The organism is Micrococcus sp. HMSC067E09 (assembly GCF_001812555.1).
Taxonomy (GTDB): Bacteria; Actinomycetota; Actinomycetes; order Actinomycetales; family Micrococcaceae; genus Micrococcus; species Micrococcus lylae.
Genome location: NZ_KV809408.1, coordinates 112,713 through 129,864 on the forward strand (window position 1 = coordinate 112,713; position 17,152 = coordinate 129,864).

Annotated in this window: 13 protein-coding genes and 1 pseudogene; 2 read left to right on the forward strand and 12 right to left on the reverse strand. The window is 71.4% G+C overall.

The genetic code is table 11. The annotated features are described in order from the left end of the window. Positions 1–69 precede the first annotated feature (69 nt). From HMPREF2863_RS01030 to HMPREF2863_RS11695, 11 genes and pseudogenes are all read right to left on the reverse strand, one after another. The gene (locus HMPREF2863_RS01030; protein WP_070637316.1) at positions 70–1,473 is read right to left on the reverse strand and encodes an NAD(P)-binding domain-containing protein; all 1,404 of its coding nucleotides are present in this window, start codon (positions 1,471–1,473) and stop codon (positions 70–72) included. Positions 1,474–1,830: 357 nt separating this feature from the next. After that, positions 1,831–3,171, reverse strand: coding sequence for an NAD(P)-binding domain-containing protein (locus HMPREF2863_RS01035; protein WP_070637318.1), 1,341 nt, complete (start codon positions 3,169–3,171; stop codon positions 1,831–1,833). Between the two features lie 225 nt (positions 3,172–3,396). Then, the gene (gene pcaC / locus HMPREF2863_RS01040) at positions 3,397–3,807 is read right to left on the reverse strand and encodes a 4-carboxymuconolactone decarboxylase (RefSeq protein ID WP_070637349.1); all 411 of its coding nucleotides are present in this window, start codon (positions 3,805–3,807) and stop codon (positions 3,397–3,399) included. 26 nt (positions 3,808–3,833) lie between these two features. Continuing rightward, positions 3,834–4,682: an alpha/beta fold hydrolase gene (locus HMPREF2863_RS01045; protein ID WP_070637319.1), complete on the reverse strand. Its 849-nt coding sequence runs from the start codon at positions 4,680–4,682 to the stop codon at positions 3,834–3,836. Positions 4,683–4,710: 28 nt separating this feature from the next. Further along, positions 4,711–6,189 carry a lyase family protein gene (locus HMPREF2863_RS01050; protein WP_070637321.1) on the reverse strand — a complete coding sequence of 493 codons (1,479 nt, stop codon included), beginning with the start codon at positions 6,187–6,189 and terminating at the stop codon, positions 4,711–4,713. Positions 6,190–6,212: 23 nt separating this feature from the next. Then, positions 6,213–6,860 carry a protocatechuate 3,4-dioxygenase subunit alpha gene (gene pcaG / locus HMPREF2863_RS01055; protein WP_070637323.1) on the reverse strand — a complete coding sequence of 216 codons (648 nt, stop codon included), beginning with the start codon at positions 6,858–6,860 and terminating at the stop codon, positions 6,213–6,215. After that, positions 6,860–7,675 carry a protocatechuate 3,4-dioxygenase subunit beta gene (gene pcaH, locus HMPREF2863_RS01060; protein ID WP_067190640.1) on the reverse strand — a complete coding sequence of 272 codons (816 nt, stop codon included), beginning with the start codon at positions 7,673–7,675 and terminating at the stop codon, positions 6,860–6,862. Before pcaH ends, pcaG begins: the two co-directional genes overlap by 1 nt. A 130-nt stretch (positions 7,676–7,805) precedes the next feature. Then, on the reverse strand, positions 7,806–9,017 hold the full coding sequence (locus HMPREF2863_RS01065; protein WP_070637325.1) for a 4-hydroxybenzoate 3-monooxygenase: 1,212 nt from the start codon (positions 9,015–9,017) through the stop codon (positions 7,806–7,808). 265 nt (positions 9,018–9,282) lie between these two features. After that, positions 9,283–10,101 (reverse strand): IclR family transcriptional regulator, encoded by an 819-nt coding sequence (locus tag HMPREF2863_RS11970; RefSeq protein ID WP_246828794.1) that lies wholly within the window; start codon positions 10,099–10,101, stop codon positions 9,283–9,285. Continuing rightward, positions 10,093–11,349 (reverse strand): annotated as a pseudogene (locus HMPREF2863_RS11975) (pyridoxal phosphate-dependent aminotransferase); the annotation flags it as partial. The gene HMPREF2863_RS11970 and the pseudogene HMPREF2863_RS11975, both read right to left, overlap by 9 nt. Before the next feature lie 449 nt (positions 11,350–11,798). Next, positions 11,799–12,371, reverse strand: coding sequence for a hypothetical protein (locus HMPREF2863_RS11695; RefSeq protein ID WP_135103333.1), 573 nt, complete (start codon positions 12,369–12,371; stop codon positions 11,799–11,801). 520 nt (positions 12,372–12,891) lie between these two features. Here HMPREF2863_RS11695 and HMPREF2863_RS01080 point away from each other — a divergent pair. Then, a complete protein-coding gene (locus tag HMPREF2863_RS01080) occupies positions 12,892–13,212 on the forward strand; it encodes a hypothetical protein (protein ID WP_067190647.1) in 321 nt (106 codons plus the stop codon). Between the two features lie 33 nt (positions 13,213–13,245). Beyond that, positions 13,246–13,476: a hypothetical protein gene (locus tag HMPREF2863_RS01085; RefSeq protein WP_067190649.1), complete on the forward strand. Its 231-nt coding sequence runs from the start codon at positions 13,246–13,248 to the stop codon at positions 13,474–13,476. A 91-nt stretch (positions 13,477–13,567) separates the two neighbouring features. On the opposite strand, the gene HMPREF2863_RS11335 is transcribed toward HMPREF2863_RS01085, so the two are convergent. Next, entirely contained in the window at positions 13,568–17,113 is a 3,546-nt protein-coding gene (locus tag HMPREF2863_RS11335) for a DEAD/DEAH box helicase (protein WP_083315132.1), read from the reverse strand. Positions 17,114–17,152 lie beyond the last annotated feature (39 nt).

Consider the following 17,152-nt stretch of genomic DNA (forward strand, 5'->3'; position numbering starts at 1 on the left):
GGGGCGGGGGCCGCTGGGGCGGGCCCGGCCCCGACCCGCCGAGGCTGCGGCCGCGGGGCGGGGCCGGCGTCAGCGCATGAGACCAGAACCCTGGCCGGCGTCGGCGCGCTCAGCGGCCACGACCTCCGGGTCCATGAGGTAGCGGAACAGGGAGTCGTCCAGCTCCTCCAGCCACGGCGTGTGATGCTGCGCGGCCATGGTGCCGGTCATGACGGAGCGGTAGGAGTGGTCGCGGTAGGTCATGATCCCGGCCTTCTTCGCCTTCTTCCAGCTCGCGAGGATCTCGAAGACCGCGTCCAGGTCGAACATCGGGTAGTCCGTCTGCTCGATGAGGTCCTCCACGTAGTCGCACTGGAAGCGGGCCTCCTCGATCTCACCCGGGATCGCCTCGAAGCGGGCCGTCCAGTCCGCCATGTGTGCCGCGCGCTCGTCAGCGGACGGCAGCTCGGCGCGGCCGAGGATGAGGTCGCGGGAGTACCAGGCCTGGGCATCGAACATGTTGTACGTCAGCCACTGGTCCTGCGCCCCCAGATAGTGGACCTTCGGGTTCTCGTGCCACACCACGCCCCGGTAGAGGCCCTCCGGGTACACGGTGTTCGGGCCGGAGAGCGAGAGCTCGCCCGGCATGAACGGGTAGTGGTGGTGGTAGCCGGTGCAGAGGATGATCATGTCCACGTCGCGGCACTGCCCGTCGGCGAAGTGCACGGTGCTGCCGTCCACCCGGTTCAACAGCGGCACCTCCTCGATGCCTTCGGGCCAGTCGTAGCCCAGCTTCGCGGAGCGATAGGAGATGGTGACCTGCTCTGCCCCCATCTTGTAGATCTGCGAACCGATGTCCTCGGCGGAGTAGGAGGACCCGACGAGCAGCACACGCTTGCCGGCGAGCGCCTCCGCACCCCGGAAGTCGTGGGCGTGCATGACCTGGCCGGGGAAGGTCTCGATGCCCTCGAAGGCGGGCACGTTGGGGAAGGAGAAGTGGCCGGTGGCCACCACCACGTGGGAGAACCGCTCGGAACGGGTCTGACCCGTCAGCAGGTCCTCCGACGAGACCACGAAGTCGTCGGTCTCCGGGCGGTGCTGGACCCAGCGGACCACCGTGTTGAAGCGCACCTTGGACTTGGCCTCGGACCCGCGCATGCGCCCGTCGATGTAGTCCCACAGGACCTCCCGGGGAGGGTAGGAGGAGATCGGACGGCCGAAGTGCTCGTCGAAGGTGTACTCGGCGAACTCGAGGACCTCCTTGGGCCCGTTGGACCACAGGTTGCGGTACATGGAGGAGTGCACCGGCTCCCCGGTCGTGTCCATGCCCGTACGCCAGGTGAAGTTCCACTGGCCGCCCCAGTCCGACTGCTTCTCGAAGGCGACGATGTCCGGGACCTCCGCACCGGCCTGCTCCGCCGATTCGAAGGCACGGAGGGCGGCGATCCCGGACGGGCCCGCGCCGATGACTGCGATCCGCTGCGTGTTGTTCATGCACACCTCTCTGCACGGCCGGGGCCGCGCGGTTCCATCGGACCCCGATGCGGAGCGGAGTCCCCCATGAGGACTCAGAGACGCTCGACGCCGCCTCCGGGCGCGCCAGAAAAGGGCCGAGAGGTGGGGTCCCCTAGACCATAGCAAAATCATTCGCAGAGGCCGATTCAATGTCCACCACTCCGCCGGCCGGCCACGCTCAGATGCAGGGAGTGTTCCCGGAGCACCCGGTCCGGCCGCCACGGAATCGACGTTCTCCCGAACAAAAGTGCACGCTGATGCGACGTTTTCCCGAACGAAAGCGTTCCGGAACTCGACGTTTTCACGAACGAAAGTGCTCAGGGTCAGCGTTCAGGGTCAGCGCAGGAAGTTCTCCGCGGAGTCGTCGAACTCCTGCATCCACGGGGTGTGGTGCGGCACGGCCATCGTGCCGGTCACCGTCGAGCGGTGCTGACGGTCGCGGAAGGTCCGCACGTCCTCGATGCGGGCATCCCGCATCTGCAGGAACGTCTCGGCCACGGCCTCCACGTCCACCTCCGGGCAGTCGGTGTGGGCGGACAGGTCCTGGATGTAGGCGCCCTGGTAGGCCAGCGCGGCCGGCGGGCCGTCGATCTGCGTCATCCGCTCGAACCAGGCGTCCATGTCCGCCTTCCGTTCCTCGACGTCGGGCACCCGGACACGCCCCAGCAGCACGTCCCGGGCGAAGTAGGCCTGCGCCTCCAGCAGGGTCAGGGTGAACAGCTGCTGCGAGGCGCCGACGTAGAGCACGTCCGGGTCGTCATGCCAGACGACGCCCTTCCACAGCCCGATCGGGCACAGCAGGTTCGGCCCGCCCAGCGCCAGCTCCTGCGGCAGGAACGGGTAGTGGTGCAGGTAGCCCGTGCACAGCAGCACCATGTCGTACTCGGCCTGCGCGCCGCCGGCGAAGGTCACCGTGTTCCCGTCGAAGCGCTGCACCTCCGGCTGCTCGTCCATCCCCTGCGGCCAGGCGATGTCCTGCGGCTGCTTCCGGTAGGCGGTGGTCACGTGCTTCGCGCCGGCACGGTGCAGCTGCAGCGCCAGGTCCTGGCCCGAGTAGCTGGACCCGATCACGAGCACCCGCTTGCCCACATAGCCCTCGGCCGACCGGTAGTCACCGGCGTGCTGCACCTGCCCGCGGAAGGACTCGATGCCCGGCCACGACGGCACCTGCGGCGTGTGGAAGTGGCCCGAGGCCACCACGATCCGGTCGAACTCCTCGACCACGCTCTCCCCGCTGACAAGGTCCTGTGCAGTCAGACGGAAGCGGCCGTCGTCGTGCTTCTGGACCCAGCGGACGGCGGTGGAGAAACGGATCTGCCCGCGGACGTCCACGTCCTGCATCCGGGCGCGGATGTACTCGGACATCACCTCGCGCGGCAGGTAGGACGGCACAGCACGGCCGAAGTGCCGGTCGAAGGGGTAGTCCGGGTACTCCATGCACTCCTTCGGCCCGTTGATCCACAGGTCCCGGTACATGGAGGAGTGCACCGGCTCGCCGTACTTGTCCGCGCCGGTGCGCCAGTCCAGGTTCCACTGGCCGCCCCAGTCGTCCTGGCGCTCGAACGCGACCACCTCGGGGACCTGTGCGCCGGCCTTCTCAGCCAGTGAGAACGCCCGCAGCAGGGCCATGCCGGACGGGCCGGCTCCGATCAGTCCGATGCGCTCGCGCGATGCCATGGGTGCTCCTTCGAGGGCGGGGCTGCAGGTGGTGCAGGCACGGGGTCGATCCCGGTGCAGCTCCATGCTCTCGCGATCACCACGCCACGCGCACCCCGCGCCCGGACGGCGAGCCGAGCCAGAAGAATCGCACGGTTCACGGCGCGTTCACGCAGCCGAAGCCTCTGGCTCGCCGCGGGAGGCCGGCACACCCCACCCCGCGCCCGGACGGCGAGCCGGCCCGCCTCAGAGCGGCCTGCCGGCCTCCAGGTCCGCGTCCACCTCCGCGAAGACCTTCTGCGCCAGCGTGAACGCGATGTTCGCCGCCGGCACCGAGCAGTAGATCGAGCACTGCAGGAGGATCTCCTGGATCTCCTCCCGCGTCAGACCGTTGCGCAGGGCGGCGCGCAGGTGCATGGCGCACTCGTCCCAGTAGCCGCCGGCGACCATCGCGGTGATCGTCACGGCCGAGCGCATCCTCCGGTCCAGCCCAGGACGGGTCCACACGGTGCCCCAGGCGTAGCGGGTGATGAGGTTCTGGAAATCCTCGGTGGTGGCGTCCTTCTTCGCCTCGGCGCGGTCCACGTGCGCGTCCCCGAGGACCTGACGGCGCACGGCCATGCCGGCGTCGTAGACCTCCTGGGAAGTCCGGTCCATGTCATGTCCGATCGGCTGCTCGCCCTTCACTTCTCCTCCTTCGCCGCGGCGTCCGCCCCGGCGGCCTGCTCGGCCGCGTCCATCGCCTCGACCAGGGCGGAGGCCACCTGCTCCGGTGCCTCCAGCGGAGCCTGGTGCGCCACCTCGGCCAGCGCACGGGTGCGCACCACACCCGCAGGGGCGCCGACGGCGATCTCCTCCCCCGCCGCCGGAGGCGTCACCGCGTCCTGCTCGCCGTGGATCGTCAGCACCGGCAGCGTCAGCTCGCCCAGCCGGTCCCTGACGTCGAACGCCGCCAGCGCCTCGCACAGCCGCGCGTAGGAGTGCCGGTCGGCGTGCTGCAGCGTGTGCAGCAGCCCGGTGGCGCGCTCCGGATGCCGCTCGATGAACCCCTCGGCGAACCACCGCTGCGCGGAGCCGACCACCATGGTGGGCGTTCCGGCCTTCTCCACCAGCTCGGCGCGCTCGCGCCAGGCCTGGGGCTCGCCGATCTTCGCGGCCGAGCAGATCACGGCGGACGAGGCCAGCCGGTCCGCATGCTCCAGCGCCAGCTGCAGCGCCACCGCGCCGCTGAGGGACACGCCGGCATAGTGGACGGGGACGTCGGACGGGATCTGTCCGGCGTCGGCCAGCTCGTCCAGACCCTTCACGACGGCGTCCGCCAGGTCCGCCACGGTCGTCGCCTCGTCGTGGGGCCGGGAAGCGCCGTGGCCGGGCAGGTCCCAGCCGATCACGAGGGTGTCCGCCGGCATCAGGGCGGCGCACTCGGCCCAGAGGGCCTGGACGCCGGTGCCGAGTCCGGCGCCGACGCACAGCACCCGGGCGGGGGCCTCGGCCTCCTTCAGCAGCGTGGTGGTCACGGTCGGCAGGCTCATGGGTGTGTCGCCTCTTTCCTGTCGTGTCTCAGTCGTCGGCCTTCTCGGCGGCGCCGTCCAGGCCGTGGGCGGCGAGGATCCGGTCCACCAGCTGCTCGGCCAGGCCCACGTAGCCGCCGGGGTCGCAGAGCCGGTCCAGCTCGGCATCGGACACGGCGGCGGGGGCGGCCTGTCGCAGGGCGGCGCGGAAGTCTCCGGTGCCGGCCAGATGGGCGTCCACGGCGGCCTGGATCGCCGCACGGCCCGCCCCGGGCTCACCGCGGTCCTCGTCGATCCGCGGGGCCAGCGCGGACATCAGGCGCTCGGACACCAGCACCGGACCGGTGCGGTCCAGGTTGGCGCGCATCCGCTCCGGGCGCACCCGCAGGCCCTCGGTCACCTCACGGGTCAGGGCCGCGGCGGCACCGGCGTCCCGCAGCAGGCGGCGCAGGGCCGGCCACTCGGCGTGCCAGGCGCCGTCCGGGCGGTCCTCGTTCGCCGCCCCGGCGGCGGTGTACACCTGCGCGAGCGTCCCGGGCGCGGACAGCGCAAGGGAGTGCACCAGCACGGAGAGCACCGGGTTCTGCTTGTGCGGCATGGCGGAGGAGCCGCCACGCCCGGGGGCAGTGGGTTCGGCCAGCTCACCGATCTCCACGCGGGAGGAGAGCAGCACGTCGTTGGCGATCCGCCCGCAGGCCGCCACCGCGTCGGCCAGGGCCGCAGCCACCTGCGTGACCGGCAGGCGGGTGGTGTCCCACGGGCCGGGCGGATCCTGCAGGCCCAGCCGGGAGGCCAGGGCGGAGGTGAGGCCGAAGGCGTCGGGGCCGGAGCCGTCGTCGGGAAGCCGGCCGTCCGCGCGGGCGGAGGCGAGCGCGCCGTCCAGGGCGGCCAGCGTGCCGGCGGCGCCGCCCCACTGGATCGGCAGGGCGGCCGCGGCGGCGGCCAGGCGGTCCGCTGCCCGGGCGAGGCCGTCCAGCCAGTTCGCCGCGCGCAGCCCGAAGGTGATCGGCAGGGAGTGCTGGGCCAGGGAGCGGGCGACCATCGGGGTGGAGCGGTGCTCCACGGCCAGCGCCGCCAGCGCCGTGGCCGCGGCCCTCAGGTCCGCCACCACGGTCCCGGCGGCCTGGACGGCCATGCGCATGAGCATGGTGTCCACGATGTCCTGGCTGGTCGCGCCCACATGCACCGCCGTGAACCCGGCCGGCAGCTCCGCCCGCAGCCGCTTCAGCAGCGGGATCAGGGCGTTGCCGCCGGCCGTGGCGGCGCGGGCCAGCTCGTCCAGGTCCACGGACCCGGCCAGCCGATCCGCCGCCGCCCGCACGGCCCGGGCCTCGTCCGCCGAGACCACCCCCGCCTCCGCGAGCGTCTGCGTCCAGGCCGCCTCCACCTCCAGCAGGCCGGCGACGACGGCCGCATCCGAGGTCTGCGCCGTCACCGCCGAGGCGGGCAGGGCGGGGTCGAGCAGGCCGTGGTCCGCGGCCGGGCGCGGCGGCACGGAGGAGGAGGAGGAGGACGGGTGGTCGGTCATCGGCGGTCGGGGCCTTCCGGGCGTCAGTGGTGGACGGGGTACTCGATGCCGGGGAACTGCAGGAACACGGTCTCCTTGTCCGCGTTCTCCCCCGCACCCTGGATCCACACGTCGAAGCGCAGCGAGCCGTCCTCGTCCCGATGCGCGATCAGCGTGTTCCGGCGCTCCGGATCCAGGCCGGACAGGAACGGGTCCGCGGCCAGCGCCTCCGTGTCCTCAGGAATGTACACGCGGGTGTGCAGCTTGTTCAGCAGCCCGCGGGCGAACACCACCAGGTGGATGAACCGGGCGCGTTCTGCGTCGGTGGCGCCGGGCTCCACGGTGGAGAAGGTGTAGCGGCCGACGTTGTCCGTGACGGACCGTCCCCAGCCGGTGAACGTGAAGCCGTCCCGCACCAGGGAGCCGTCCTTCCGGGAGATCCTCCCCTGCGCGTCCGGCTGCCAGATCTCCAGCATGGCGTCCGGGATGGGGGTGCCCTCGCCGTCGTACACGGTGCCGTACAGGCGGACGGCGTCCGGGTGTGCCGGCGGGACCAGGTTCTGCCCGTCCCACCACGGCAGGTGCACGTTCTCATAGGGGGTGGCGTACCCGAAGAACGGGCCGATGGTCTGGCCCGGGGTGGGGACCAGGCGGCCGTCCTCACCGCGTTCGGTGTTCTCGTCGATGCGCATCAGTGCTCGCCCTCCTCGTCTTCCATCCACGTCCGGTTGCTGCCGGACAGGACGATGTCCCAGTAGTAGCCGGTGTTCCACTCGTGGCTGGTGACCGAGTGGTCGTAGGTCGCCACCAGGCGGTCGCGGGCCTTCTGGTCCGTGATGCCCTGGTAGATCGGGTCCAGGCTGAACAGCGGGTCCCCCGGGAAGTACATCTGGGTGATCATCCGCTGCGTGAAGTCCGTGCCGAACAGGGAGAAGTGGATGTGCGCCGGACGCCACGCGTTGTGGTGGTTCTTCCACGGATAGGGGGCCGGCTTGATGGTGGTGAACTCGTAGCGGCCCTGCTCGTCTGTGAGGGTGCGCCCGATGCCGGTGAAGTTCGGGTCCAACGGGGCCGGATGCTGGTCCCGCTTGTGCACGTAGCGGCCGGCCGCGTTGGCCTGCCAGATCTCCACGAGCTGTCCGCGGACCGGGCGGCCGTCCCCGTCCAGGACGCGGCCGCGGACCTTGATGCGCTCGCCGATCGGCTCACCGCCGCGCTGGATGGTCAGGTCCGACTCGAGCGGATGCACGTCACGGTCGCCGAACGCAGGGGACCACAGCTCGATGGTCTCCGGGTCCGCATGGACCATCGACTTGGTGGGGTGGCGCAGCAGCGAGGAGCGGTACGGGGGGAAGTCCAGCCGCGGCTGGGTCTCGCCGGAGGCCTCGGCGTGGATCGCGGAGATCTCGGAGCTGATCTGCTCCTGCGAGTCCTGCGTGGCCGCGGGGTCGAGGACGTGCGCGTCCTCGAACGCCTCCTCGTCCGGGGCGGGGGCGGTGCTGCTCATGGGTGGCTCCTCTCGGAGGGTCGGTGGGGTCGTCGGGTTCTGGGGCGGCCGGGCCGCGGAGGGCCAGCGGCCGGCGGGCCGGCGGGCGGGCGGGGCCGTCGTCGGGCGCCGGGAAACCGGCGGACGGCGGTCAGGAGTTCGGCCAGCCGGTGTACTGCTCGGCCAGGTGCTGCATGCCGAACCGGGAGCCGGTGACGGACTCGAGCTCGCCGAGGATGCGGCGGTTCTCGAACGCGGTGGCATCCGCCCGGGTGTGGAGCATGGAGGTCATCCAGAAGGAGAAGTTCTGGGCCTTCCACACCCGGCGCAGCGCGGTGTCCTGGTAGCCGTCGAGCTTCTCGCGGGTGCCGGTGTCCGCCCAGGCGAGGATGGCCTCGGCCAGGACGCGGACGTCCGCGAAGGCGAGGTTGAGGCCCTTCGCGCCGGTCGGCGGGACTGTGTGGGCGGCGTCGCCGGCCAGGAAGACGCTGCCGCGGCTCATGGGCTGACGGACGAAGGAGCGGAACGGCAGCACGGTGCGGTCGAAGATGGGCCCGGTCTTCAGCTCGAAGCCGTCCGGGCCGGACACGCGGGCCTGCAGCTCGGACCAGATGCGGTCGTCGGACCAGTCCTCCGGCTTCTCGCCCGGATCGCACTGGAAGTACATGCGCTGCACGGTCTCCGAACGCTGGGAGATCAAGGCGAAGCCGCGCTCGTGGCGAGCGTAGATCAGCTCCGGGGAGGACTTCGGTGCCTCCGCGAGGATGCCGAACCAGGCGAACGGGTACTCGTGGGACAGGTCCTGGGAGCCGCCGTCGGCCAGGGCGCGGCGGACCACGGAGCGGGAGCCGTCCGCGCCGATCAGCAGGTCGCAGCGCAGCTCGTGGACCTCGTCCGGGTCGGCGCCGTCCGGGAGCGAGCGGAAGCGGACGCCCGGGCGGTCCGAGTCCACGTCCAGGACCTCGGTCACCTCGGTCTCGAAGCGCACGTCCCCGCCGTCCCGGGCACGGGCGGCGGCCAGGTCCACGAACACCTCGTTCTGGGCGTAGAGGGTGACGGTGGCGCCCACCAGCTCCGGGAAGTGCAGCAGGTGGGACTCGCCGCCGAAACGCAGGTCGATGCCCTCGTGCTCGTCCCCCAGCTCCCCGATGCGCCCGTCCACCCCGGTCTGGGTGAGCATGTCCACGCTGGGCTGCTCCAGGATGCCGGCACGGTGGGTGTGGGCGATCTCCTCGTGGGAGCGGCGGTCCAGGACGATGTTGTCCACGCCCGCACGGGCGAGCAGATGGGAGAGCATGAGGCCGGCCGGGCCGGCGCCCACGATCCCGACGCGGGTGCCGGTGGTGGTCTGCGGTGAGGTCATGGAGGCTCCTGGGAGACGGGGCAGGGCGGGCCGGGTGATGCGGCCGCAGGCTGGCACCAGCGTGAACCAGAGCACAGTGCGATGGTAGGTGCATTCCCACTCAGTGAGAATGACGCGCGGTGGGAACACGGTGGGAGCGCGGGGGTGCAGGCCCCGCCACAGCACTCCCCCGACCTTCCCCGCGGAGGCGAGGAGCCGTCGTCGGGCTCTCCGGCCCCTTCCCGACGACGGACCGGGCGCCTCCGCCACGCCCCTCGCCTGCCGTTCAGCCCAGGGAGCGGCCGATGCCGCGTGCCGCCGTCATCAGCAGAGGTGCGATGGCCGCATCCGCGGCCATCTGCCTGGGCACCACGACGCCGAGAGCCGCGACGGTCCGCCCGGCGCCGTCTCGCACCGGGACGGCGATGCCGCGCGCCTCCGCGTCGATGCGCCCCACCACGGCGGCATGCCCCTGACTGCGCACATGGGCCAGGATGCTCCGCAGCTCGTCCTCGGTGGGGTTCACCGCCGGAGCCGCGCTGCCCTTGGTCGGAGGCACCGGCCCACCGAGTTCCGCGGCGTGGGCACGCACGTACGCCGCCACGCGGGGCCGCGCAGAGAACGCCAGCAACACCTGGCCGAGTGAGGTGGTGAAGGTCGGCAGACGGCCCGCCACCGTCGCCTGGTTCGCCACCGCCCCCCGGGCGGACAGGCGCTCGAGCACCAGCACGCCCTCGTCGTCGAGCACCGCCAGCTGCACGTGCTGGCGCAGCACCGCGTGGACGTCGTCCAGGAACGGCATGGCCGCCTGACGCAGGGAGACGGACGGCGCGGACCGGGACGCCAGCTCCCACAGGCGCAGGCCGGGCCGGACGCGGCCGCCGTCCTGCTCCAGCAGATCGGACTCCCTCAGCCGCTCGACCCAGCGGTAGGCCGTGGCCGTCGGCAGTCCCGCCCGCTGCGCGAGCTCGGCCGTGGTGAGGCTGGGATGCTCGGCGTCGAATGCCTCGAGGATCCGGATGAGCCGGTCCAGGGTGGAGTCCGCGCCGCTCACGGCCGCCCCCCCCGGCCCGGGCCCGGGCCGCACCCGCTCCTGCCAGGCCACGATCCGCTCCAGCGCCTCGGCCACGGCCTCCTTTCCGGCCGCGAAGGACAGACGCACAGACTCCGGTCCGTGGACGGCGTCGAAGTCGTCGCCGGGGGTGATGGCCACGCCGGCCTCCTCGAGCAGAGCGGTGCAGTAGCCGAGGGCGTTCCCGTACCTCTCAAGCGCCCACTGCGGCAGGCGGGCCCAGAGGTAGAAGGCGCCGTCCGCCGGGGCCACGTCCGCCCAGCCCAGCTCCGGCACCCGCTCCAGCAGGACCTCGCGGGTGGCGGCGAACCCGCGCACCTGCTCCTCGCAGAACTCATAGGCTGCTTGTCCGAACGCGGCGACCGCCGCCTCCTGCGCCGCCGCCGGCGGGCAGAGGGCCGCCGACCCGGCCAGCCCCTCCACGGCGGCGCGCAGGTCCTCCGGAACCAGCATCCAGCCCAGCCGCCAGCCGGGCATGCCCCAGTACTTGGAGAAGGAGCTGATCACCAGGGCGGTGCGGCTGAAGGTCCAGGCGCAGGCGCCCCTGTCCGCGGGGTCGGTGGACGCGGCCACCGTCTCCGTGGTCTCGGTGGCCTCGGCCACCCCTGCCGCAGCGGCGCCCCGGTAGACGATGCCGTGGTAGATCTCATCCGAGACCAGGCGCACCTGATGCTCCTGGCACCACACGGCGAGCGCCTCGAGCTCCTCGGCGCTCACCATGGTCCCGGTCGGGTTGGCCGGAGAGGCCAGGATGAGTCCGGCCAGCGGTCCGCCCTCGGCCTCGGCGGCCTCGAGCAGCTCCACGGTCGGCTGGTGGCGCACGTCCGGGCCGGCGTCGAGCTCGACCACCTCGCAGCCCAGCGAGGTCAGGATGTTCCGGTAGGCCGGGTAGCCGGGGCGGGCCAGGGCCACCCGGTCGCCGGCCTCGAAGGCGCAGAGGAAGCCGAGCAGGAAGGCCCCGGAAGAGCCCGTGGTGACGGCGACCTGCTCGGGGGCCACGTCCAGCCCGTACCAGCGGGCGTAGTGTCCGGCGATCGCCTCGCGCAGCGGCCGGATCCCGGAGGCCGGAGTGTACGTCAGCGCTCTCCCGGAGGCATGCACGGCAGCGGCCGCCTCGTTGACGGTCGGCGGGGCGCCGGCCCCGGGCTCGCCGGCGCAAAGGGACACCACGTCGCGGCCCTCGGCGCGCAGCTCGGCCACTCTCCCGAGGATGTCCATCACCATGAACGGCGGCACCTGGGCACGCGTCGACGGGCCCAGCGGACGGCGATCGCTCTGCATCTCACGCATGGCCTCACGGTATCGGCATCTCCGTTCCGCCACGGCCCTTCTCCGCCGCCCGGCACTGGTCTACATTCAGCCCAGGCCGCCTGGGCGCGGCACCCACGAGGGGCTCCCTGCGCCGCGAGGACATTCTGCCTCCCCTGCAGCGCCGGAGGCACTGACAGGATGCCCCGGGGGCGCCGTCTGGGCGTCCCCGGGGGCGTCGCCGCTACGAACGCTCCCGACCCCTGGAGGCGAGGAGCAGCCAGGTGCCCCACAACAGGCCTAGAATCGCCGCGACGATCAGCACCACATCTACGGTTCCACTCAGACCATCCACCAGCGTAGCGGCCGCGACCAGGACGAACACGAGCATCACAGTCACGATGAGCGCAGCGGAGCCTCGTCGACCGTCGCGCGCCGCTCCCACACCGCCGCGCCCCTGGTCGGATCCATGCTTCCTGGTATCAGGCATAGTCATAACAGTCACGGAATGTGGCAATGAAGCTGACAGAGTATCCGGCCAGCGCAAGGGCGAAGAGGCCACCAGAAGCGACAACGGCGGCCGCAAGGGAGACAGTGGCGAGAGAGAAGCCGGTCGCTGACACTACACATGAGAGCGCATCCGTAGTCCTAGCACCGCCACTTTTTGACGCACTTGAGTCTTGATGCGTCACGATCCGCGCCGCACCTCCGCTATATACCAGATTATAAGTGCGAGATTCCGCGTCAGCGTATGTGTTCTGGATATCCGCAATGAAAGAGTGGTAGTCCTGAGCAAACTTCACATTCACTCCCTCGTCCACAGCGCCCTCGAAGTCGAATACCGTCTCACCATCAACGACAGAGGTGTACTGCTGGGCCAGGCGAACATCCTCTGAGGTGACTGCAGGGCTTTTCCCGTGAGCCCGATGAGGCTCTGTCACCACGACACTGGACGCAGGAATACCGTTAGCCTCGAGGGCACCTGCGGGTGCGCCGCCGAAAACGAGGCCTGCACAGACCAAGCCAGCTAATGTCACTCTTTTGAACGTCTTCATACTCTCAACCAAATCCAATATTCGGTGAATGAATGGGCTTGGGGGATGCGAGCTGTGAATCACAATACACCTGTCCGGATGCACATGCAATCTCAGACACAGAACCGTCCTAGCTTGACCGGCTGAACCACGCGTGATCGGGCGAGCACGTAGAAGACAGTCGTCCCGAGTGGCCGCAAAGGGCATCTCGGCTCTGACCAGCGCGAAATCCGCGTTCACTGACGGGCCCCTCCTTCTGGACAGGCTAGCGAGAACCACCCCGTTGCCTCCGGTTCGAGGCCTCCACGCCGATGTCGCTGCGCGAGAGCTGGGACGGGACCGAGCATCCCCTGGGCGTGTTCGTCGGAGAGTCCTGGGGCAGGACGCCCGCCGAGGGTCCCCGCCGACGGCGCTCGCTCTACCTCTCACGCATGCACCCACGCTAGCCGCATCTCGATTCGGGCACGGCTCTTCTCCACCGCCCGGCACTGGTTTACATTCAGCCCAGGCCACCTGGGCGCGGCACCCACGAGGAGGCCCCATGTCCCGCACCCGCCTGGCCGGCATCGCACTCCCCCTGCTGCTCACGGCCGCCCTCACCGGGTGCACCGAGACCGGGGGCTCCACCACCTCCACCCCGACGACGGCCTCCCCCTCCGCCCTGGTCGGCACCTCCCCGACGGGGTCGGGTGAGAGCGCCGCAGAGGCGACGATCTCGGCGAAGGCGACGGCGCCGTCGTCGCCGTCCGAGGAGGAGTGGCCCGCCGAGCTCTACCAGGCGGGCGGGACCGCCTACGAGGACTACCTGCGCGAGCAGCAGGGGCCGGATGGGTTCGGGCACCTCCTGGGCGAGGTCGCTTGAGAGGCCTGGGGCAAGGGGGTCGCACAGGTCGACGTGGCGACGCGGGAGGGCTACACCTACTCCACGCTGGTGATCTGCGCCCTGAACACCCCGGTCACCCTCACGGACAGTCAGCACACCGAGCTCGAGTCCCCGACCTGCGAGGGCGGCTTCGCCAGCCCCGGTGACGGCTCGAGGGTCACCTACCGAGCGACCACGCCGAACGGCGCCCCCGTGTGCCTGGTGGTGTTCGAGACGCCGGCCGAGGGGGCCCCGGAGGCCTGACTCGGCGGCCGGCGGCACCCAGCGCCCAGGCCGTCCTCCGGGGCAGCCGCCCGGCACCGGAGTGAGCCCGGCAGCACCGGGTACCCGTCACTCAGTCGTCGGCACCGAGGAGCTCGCGGATGTCGTCGGCGGTCAGGGAGTCGGTGAAGGCGCCGGCGCCGGAGTCGTCGGCCTCGTCCATGAGCGCCCCGAACAGCTCGGCCTTGCGGCGCTGCATGTCCAGGACCTTCTCCTCGATCGTCCCCTGGGACACCATCCGGTAGACCATGACGGTCCGGTCCTGCCCGATGCGGTGCGCGCGGTCCACGGCCTGCGCCTCGGCCGCCGGGTTCCACCACGGGTCCATGAGGAACACGTAGTCCGCCTCGGTCAGCGTCAGGCCGAAGCCGCCGGCCTTCAGGGAGATCAGGAACACGGGGGCGTCGCCCTCGCGGAAGCCCTGGATCACCTCGGCGCGGTGGCGGGTGGAGCCGTCCAGGTAGGCGTAGTCCACGCCCAGGTGGTCCAGCTCCTCGCCCACGGTCCTCAGGAACGTCGTGAACTGGCTGAACACGATCACGCGGTGCCCCTCGCCCAGCACCTCCGTCAGGTCGTCCAGGAACCGCTCCATCTTGGAGCTGGGCACGGAGGCGTACTGGTCGTCCACGATCGACGGCGCCAGCGCCAGCATGCGCAGCAGCGTCAGGGACTTGAAGATGGTGAAGCGGTTGCCGTCCACGTCGTCCAGCAGGCCCAGGACCTTGCGGCGCTCGCGCTGCAGCACGCGGTCGTAGAGCTTGCGGTGCGCCGCCTCCAGCTCCACGGAGAGCACCTGCTCCTGCTTCGGCGGCAGGTCCTTGGCCACCAGCTCCTTGGAGCGGCGCAGCATGAACGGACGCAGGCGGCGGCGCAGCCGGGCCATCCGCTCCGGGTTCTCACCGGTCTCGATGGGGTTGATGTACTCCTCGCGGAACAGCCGGTGGCTGGGGAACAGCCCGGGCACGGCCACCTCCAGCAGCGCCCAGAGGTCGGCCAGGGAGTTCTCCATGGGCGTGCCGGTGATGGCCAGGCGGAACGGGGCCTGCACGTCTCGGGCCACCTGGTGCACCTTGGCGGTCCGGTTCTTGATGAACTGAGCCTCGTCCAGCACCAGACCGGCCCACGTCCGGGCGTGGTACTCCTTCGCGTCGATGCGCAGCAGCGTGTAGCTGGTGACCACCACGTCCGCGCCGGCCACCTCGTCCACCAGCGGGGTGCGGCGCTTGCGGGTGGTCTGGTCCACCACGCGCACGTCCAGGCCGGGGGCGAACTTGGCCGCCTCCGCGGCCCACACCGAGACCACCGACGACGGCGCCACCACCAGGAACGGCTCCTCACCGGCCGCTCGGGCCGGGTCGGCCACCGCGTCGGCCGCCTCCACCACGGCATCCGCAGCGCCCGCCTCCGCCTGGGCCGGCGCCTCCTGCGCCGCCTCACCGGCGACGATCCGCCGCTCCTTGGCGTGGCAGAGCAGGGCGAGGGTCTGGACGGTCTTGCCCAGGCCCATGTCGTCCGCCAGGATGCCGCCGAGCCCGAGCTCGTGCAGGAACGCCAGCCAGCGGAAGCCCTCGCGCTGGTAGGGGCGCAGCTCGGCCCGGAGCCCGGCCGGGACCTCGGGGTCCGGGAGCCGCTCGGTGGCGGCGAGCCGGCCCATGGCCGCGGTCCAGGCCGGGTCCTCCTGCACCTCGTCCGCCAGGTCCTTGAGGTCCTCCCAGAAGGCGACCTGGTGCTTGGAGACCTGCTGGTTCTCCGGGGTCCACTCCTGCAGCGTGGCGGCCTCGGACAGCAGCGCCCTGAGCTTCTCGAACGCCGGATGGTCCAGGGACAGGTAGGACCCGTCCATGAGGATCAGGGCGGTCTTGCCGTGCACGAGCGCGGTGAACAGCTCGGCGAAGGGCAGCACGTGGCCGTCCACGGAGACCTGCACCCCCAGGTCGAACCAGTCGTTCTGCGTCGCCTTCGTGCCGACCTCGATCCGCGGCACGGCCGTGAGCTCGCGGTAGTCCGGGCGCTCGCCGGTGACGTCCACGCGGACGTGCTCCACCTTCGCCAGCTGCGGCAGGACGGTCTCGGAGAAGCGGGCCGCGGCCACGCCCTCCAGGGCCTGGCGTCCGGTGCTGCCAGCGCGCGGCCACACCTCGGCTGCCCGGGCGAGCACCTGCCGCTCGTGGGCGGTGTCCCGCAAGGCGTCCCTGGCGTCCACCTCCACCTGGCGCGGCGGGTCGAAGTAGAGCCAGGACCAGTACAGGTCCAGCTGGTGGTCCGGCTGGAAGTCGGCCTGCAGGCGCAGCGTGGGCGGCTCGAACTCGGGCAGGTCCACGGAGCCGTCCGTGGAGGCCACCTCGATCTGGTTCTTCAGCCGCGGGTAGACGCGTTCGAGGAAGTCCGCGCGGTCCGACTGCGGGACGGTGAGCGCCTTCTCGGACTCGAGCAGGTGCTGCACGGGCTCGGCCAGAGACTGTGCGGCGGGCACCAGGTGCGCCACGAAGCCCTCCTCGGCCTCGCGGACCCGGTAGAACCCGATGCCGCCCACCGGGTAGACGTCGGAGGCCTCGACCTGGTGGTCCGCGGCGGTGAGCAGCCGCGGTGACACCGCCAGCTCCCCGCCGTCGGCCTCACGGACGTCCAGGCCCACATGGACCGGCTCCTCCAGCACCACATCGGACAGCGAACCCTGCGCCACGAGCTCCACGCCGGCCTGCTCGGCGCCGGCGAGCAGCTGCCAGATCCGGGTGGAGTCGAACTGGTGGAGCATGATCCACGCGTCCGTGGGATACGTCTCTTCGGCCATCAGCTGACGGTAGATCAGCCGCAGCGCCCGCTCGTGGGCGGGGTCGAACTCGGCCCGCGGGTACTGGAACCGCTTCCAGGTCAGCCCTCCCTTGATCCAGGTGCCCTTCGCGCCCCGCCTCAGGGGGCGCAGCAGCACGAACAGCCCGCGCCCGGCACGCAGCCGGTCCTCGCCGGCGCCGGCCGGACCCCATTGCTGGTACATGGAGTGGGAGGACTCGGCCACCAGCTCCACGCCGATCGCCAGCGGCGCCTGCGGGGAGCGCACCGAGGAGGTCTGCAGTCCGGCCAGCGGCTCCATGATCCGCCGCCAGTCCGCGGCGGCGGTGCGGGAGGCACCCGAGCCGGCCGGGCCGTCGTCGCCCAGGGAGGGCCGGGCGGCTGCCGCCGAGCCGGCCGAGCGGGCGGCGAGCTCGTCCGCGGTGGTGATCATGGAGGCAAGGTCCGTCTTCGCCCGGTCCAGCGCGTCGTCCGAGCGCAGCCGGACGGCGCGGTAGCAGACGGCCGCCACATGTTTGCAGTCCGCGCCCACGGGACAGGTGCATTCGCCGGAGACCGGCTCCCACTCCATGTCCAGCGGGTCGGTGCCCTCAGGCTGGAGGTCCGCGGCCACGGACGGCTGCAGCCACACGCGCACCCGGTAGGGCCGCGGGACCGAGCCGGCCACCTGGGCGGTGAGCAGGCCCTCCTCGGGGTCGAACGTCACCCGTCCCACCCGACTGGTGCTCGCGTACTGGAGCCCGCGGGAGGCGAAGGTGGCACCCACCACGGCGCGGATCGCGTCCGTGTCGATGCGAGGCGTGCTGGTGCGCGACGGGTCGGAGACCATTGGTCCATCCTAGATGTACCCGGCCATCACGTTGATGAC

Bases quoted from the DNA above. Each gene is read 5' to 3' on its own strand.
- HMPREF2863_RS01030 (WP_070637316.1), bottom strand. From the start codon at position 1,473: ATGAACAACACGCAGCGGATCGCAGTCATCGGCGCGGGCCCGTCCGGG.
- HMPREF2863_RS01035 (WP_070637318.1), bottom strand. From the start codon at position 3,171: ATGGCATCGCGCGAGCGCATCGGACTGATCGGAGCCGGCCCGTCCGGC.
- pcaC (WP_070637349.1), bottom strand. From the start codon at position 3,807: ATGGACCGGACTTCCCAGGAGGTCTACGACGCCGGCATGGCCGTGCGC.
- HMPREF2863_RS01045 (WP_070637319.1), bottom strand. From the start codon at position 4,682: ATGAGCCTGCCGACCGTGACCACCACGCTGCTGAAGGAGGCCGAGGCC.
- HMPREF2863_RS01050 (WP_070637321.1), bottom strand. From the start codon at position 6,189: ATGACCGACCACCCGTCCTCCTCCTCCTCCTCCGTGCCGCCGCGCCCG.
- pcaG (WP_070637323.1), bottom strand. From the start codon at position 6,860: ATGCGCATCGACGAGAACACCGAACGCGGTGAGGACGGCCGCCTGGTC.
- pcaH (WP_067190640.1), bottom strand. From the start codon at position 7,675: ATGAGCAGCACCGCCCCCGCCCCGGACGAGGAGGCGTTCGAGGACGCG.
- HMPREF2863_RS01065 (WP_070637325.1), bottom strand. From the start codon at position 9,017: ATGACCTCACCGCAGACCACCACCGGCACCCGCGTCGGGATCGTGGGC.
- HMPREF2863_RS11695 (WP_135103333.1), bottom strand. From the start codon at position 12,371: ATGAAGACGTTCAAAAGAGTGACATTAGCTGGCTTGGTCTGTGCAGGC.
- HMPREF2863_RS01080 (WP_067190647.1), top strand. From the start codon at position 12,892: ATGTCCCGCACCCGCCTGGCCGGCATCGCACTCCCCCTGCTGCTCACG.
- HMPREF2863_RS11335 (WP_083315132.1), bottom strand. From the start codon at position 17,113: ATGGTCTCCGACCCGTCGCGCACCAGCACGCCTCGCATCGACACGGAC.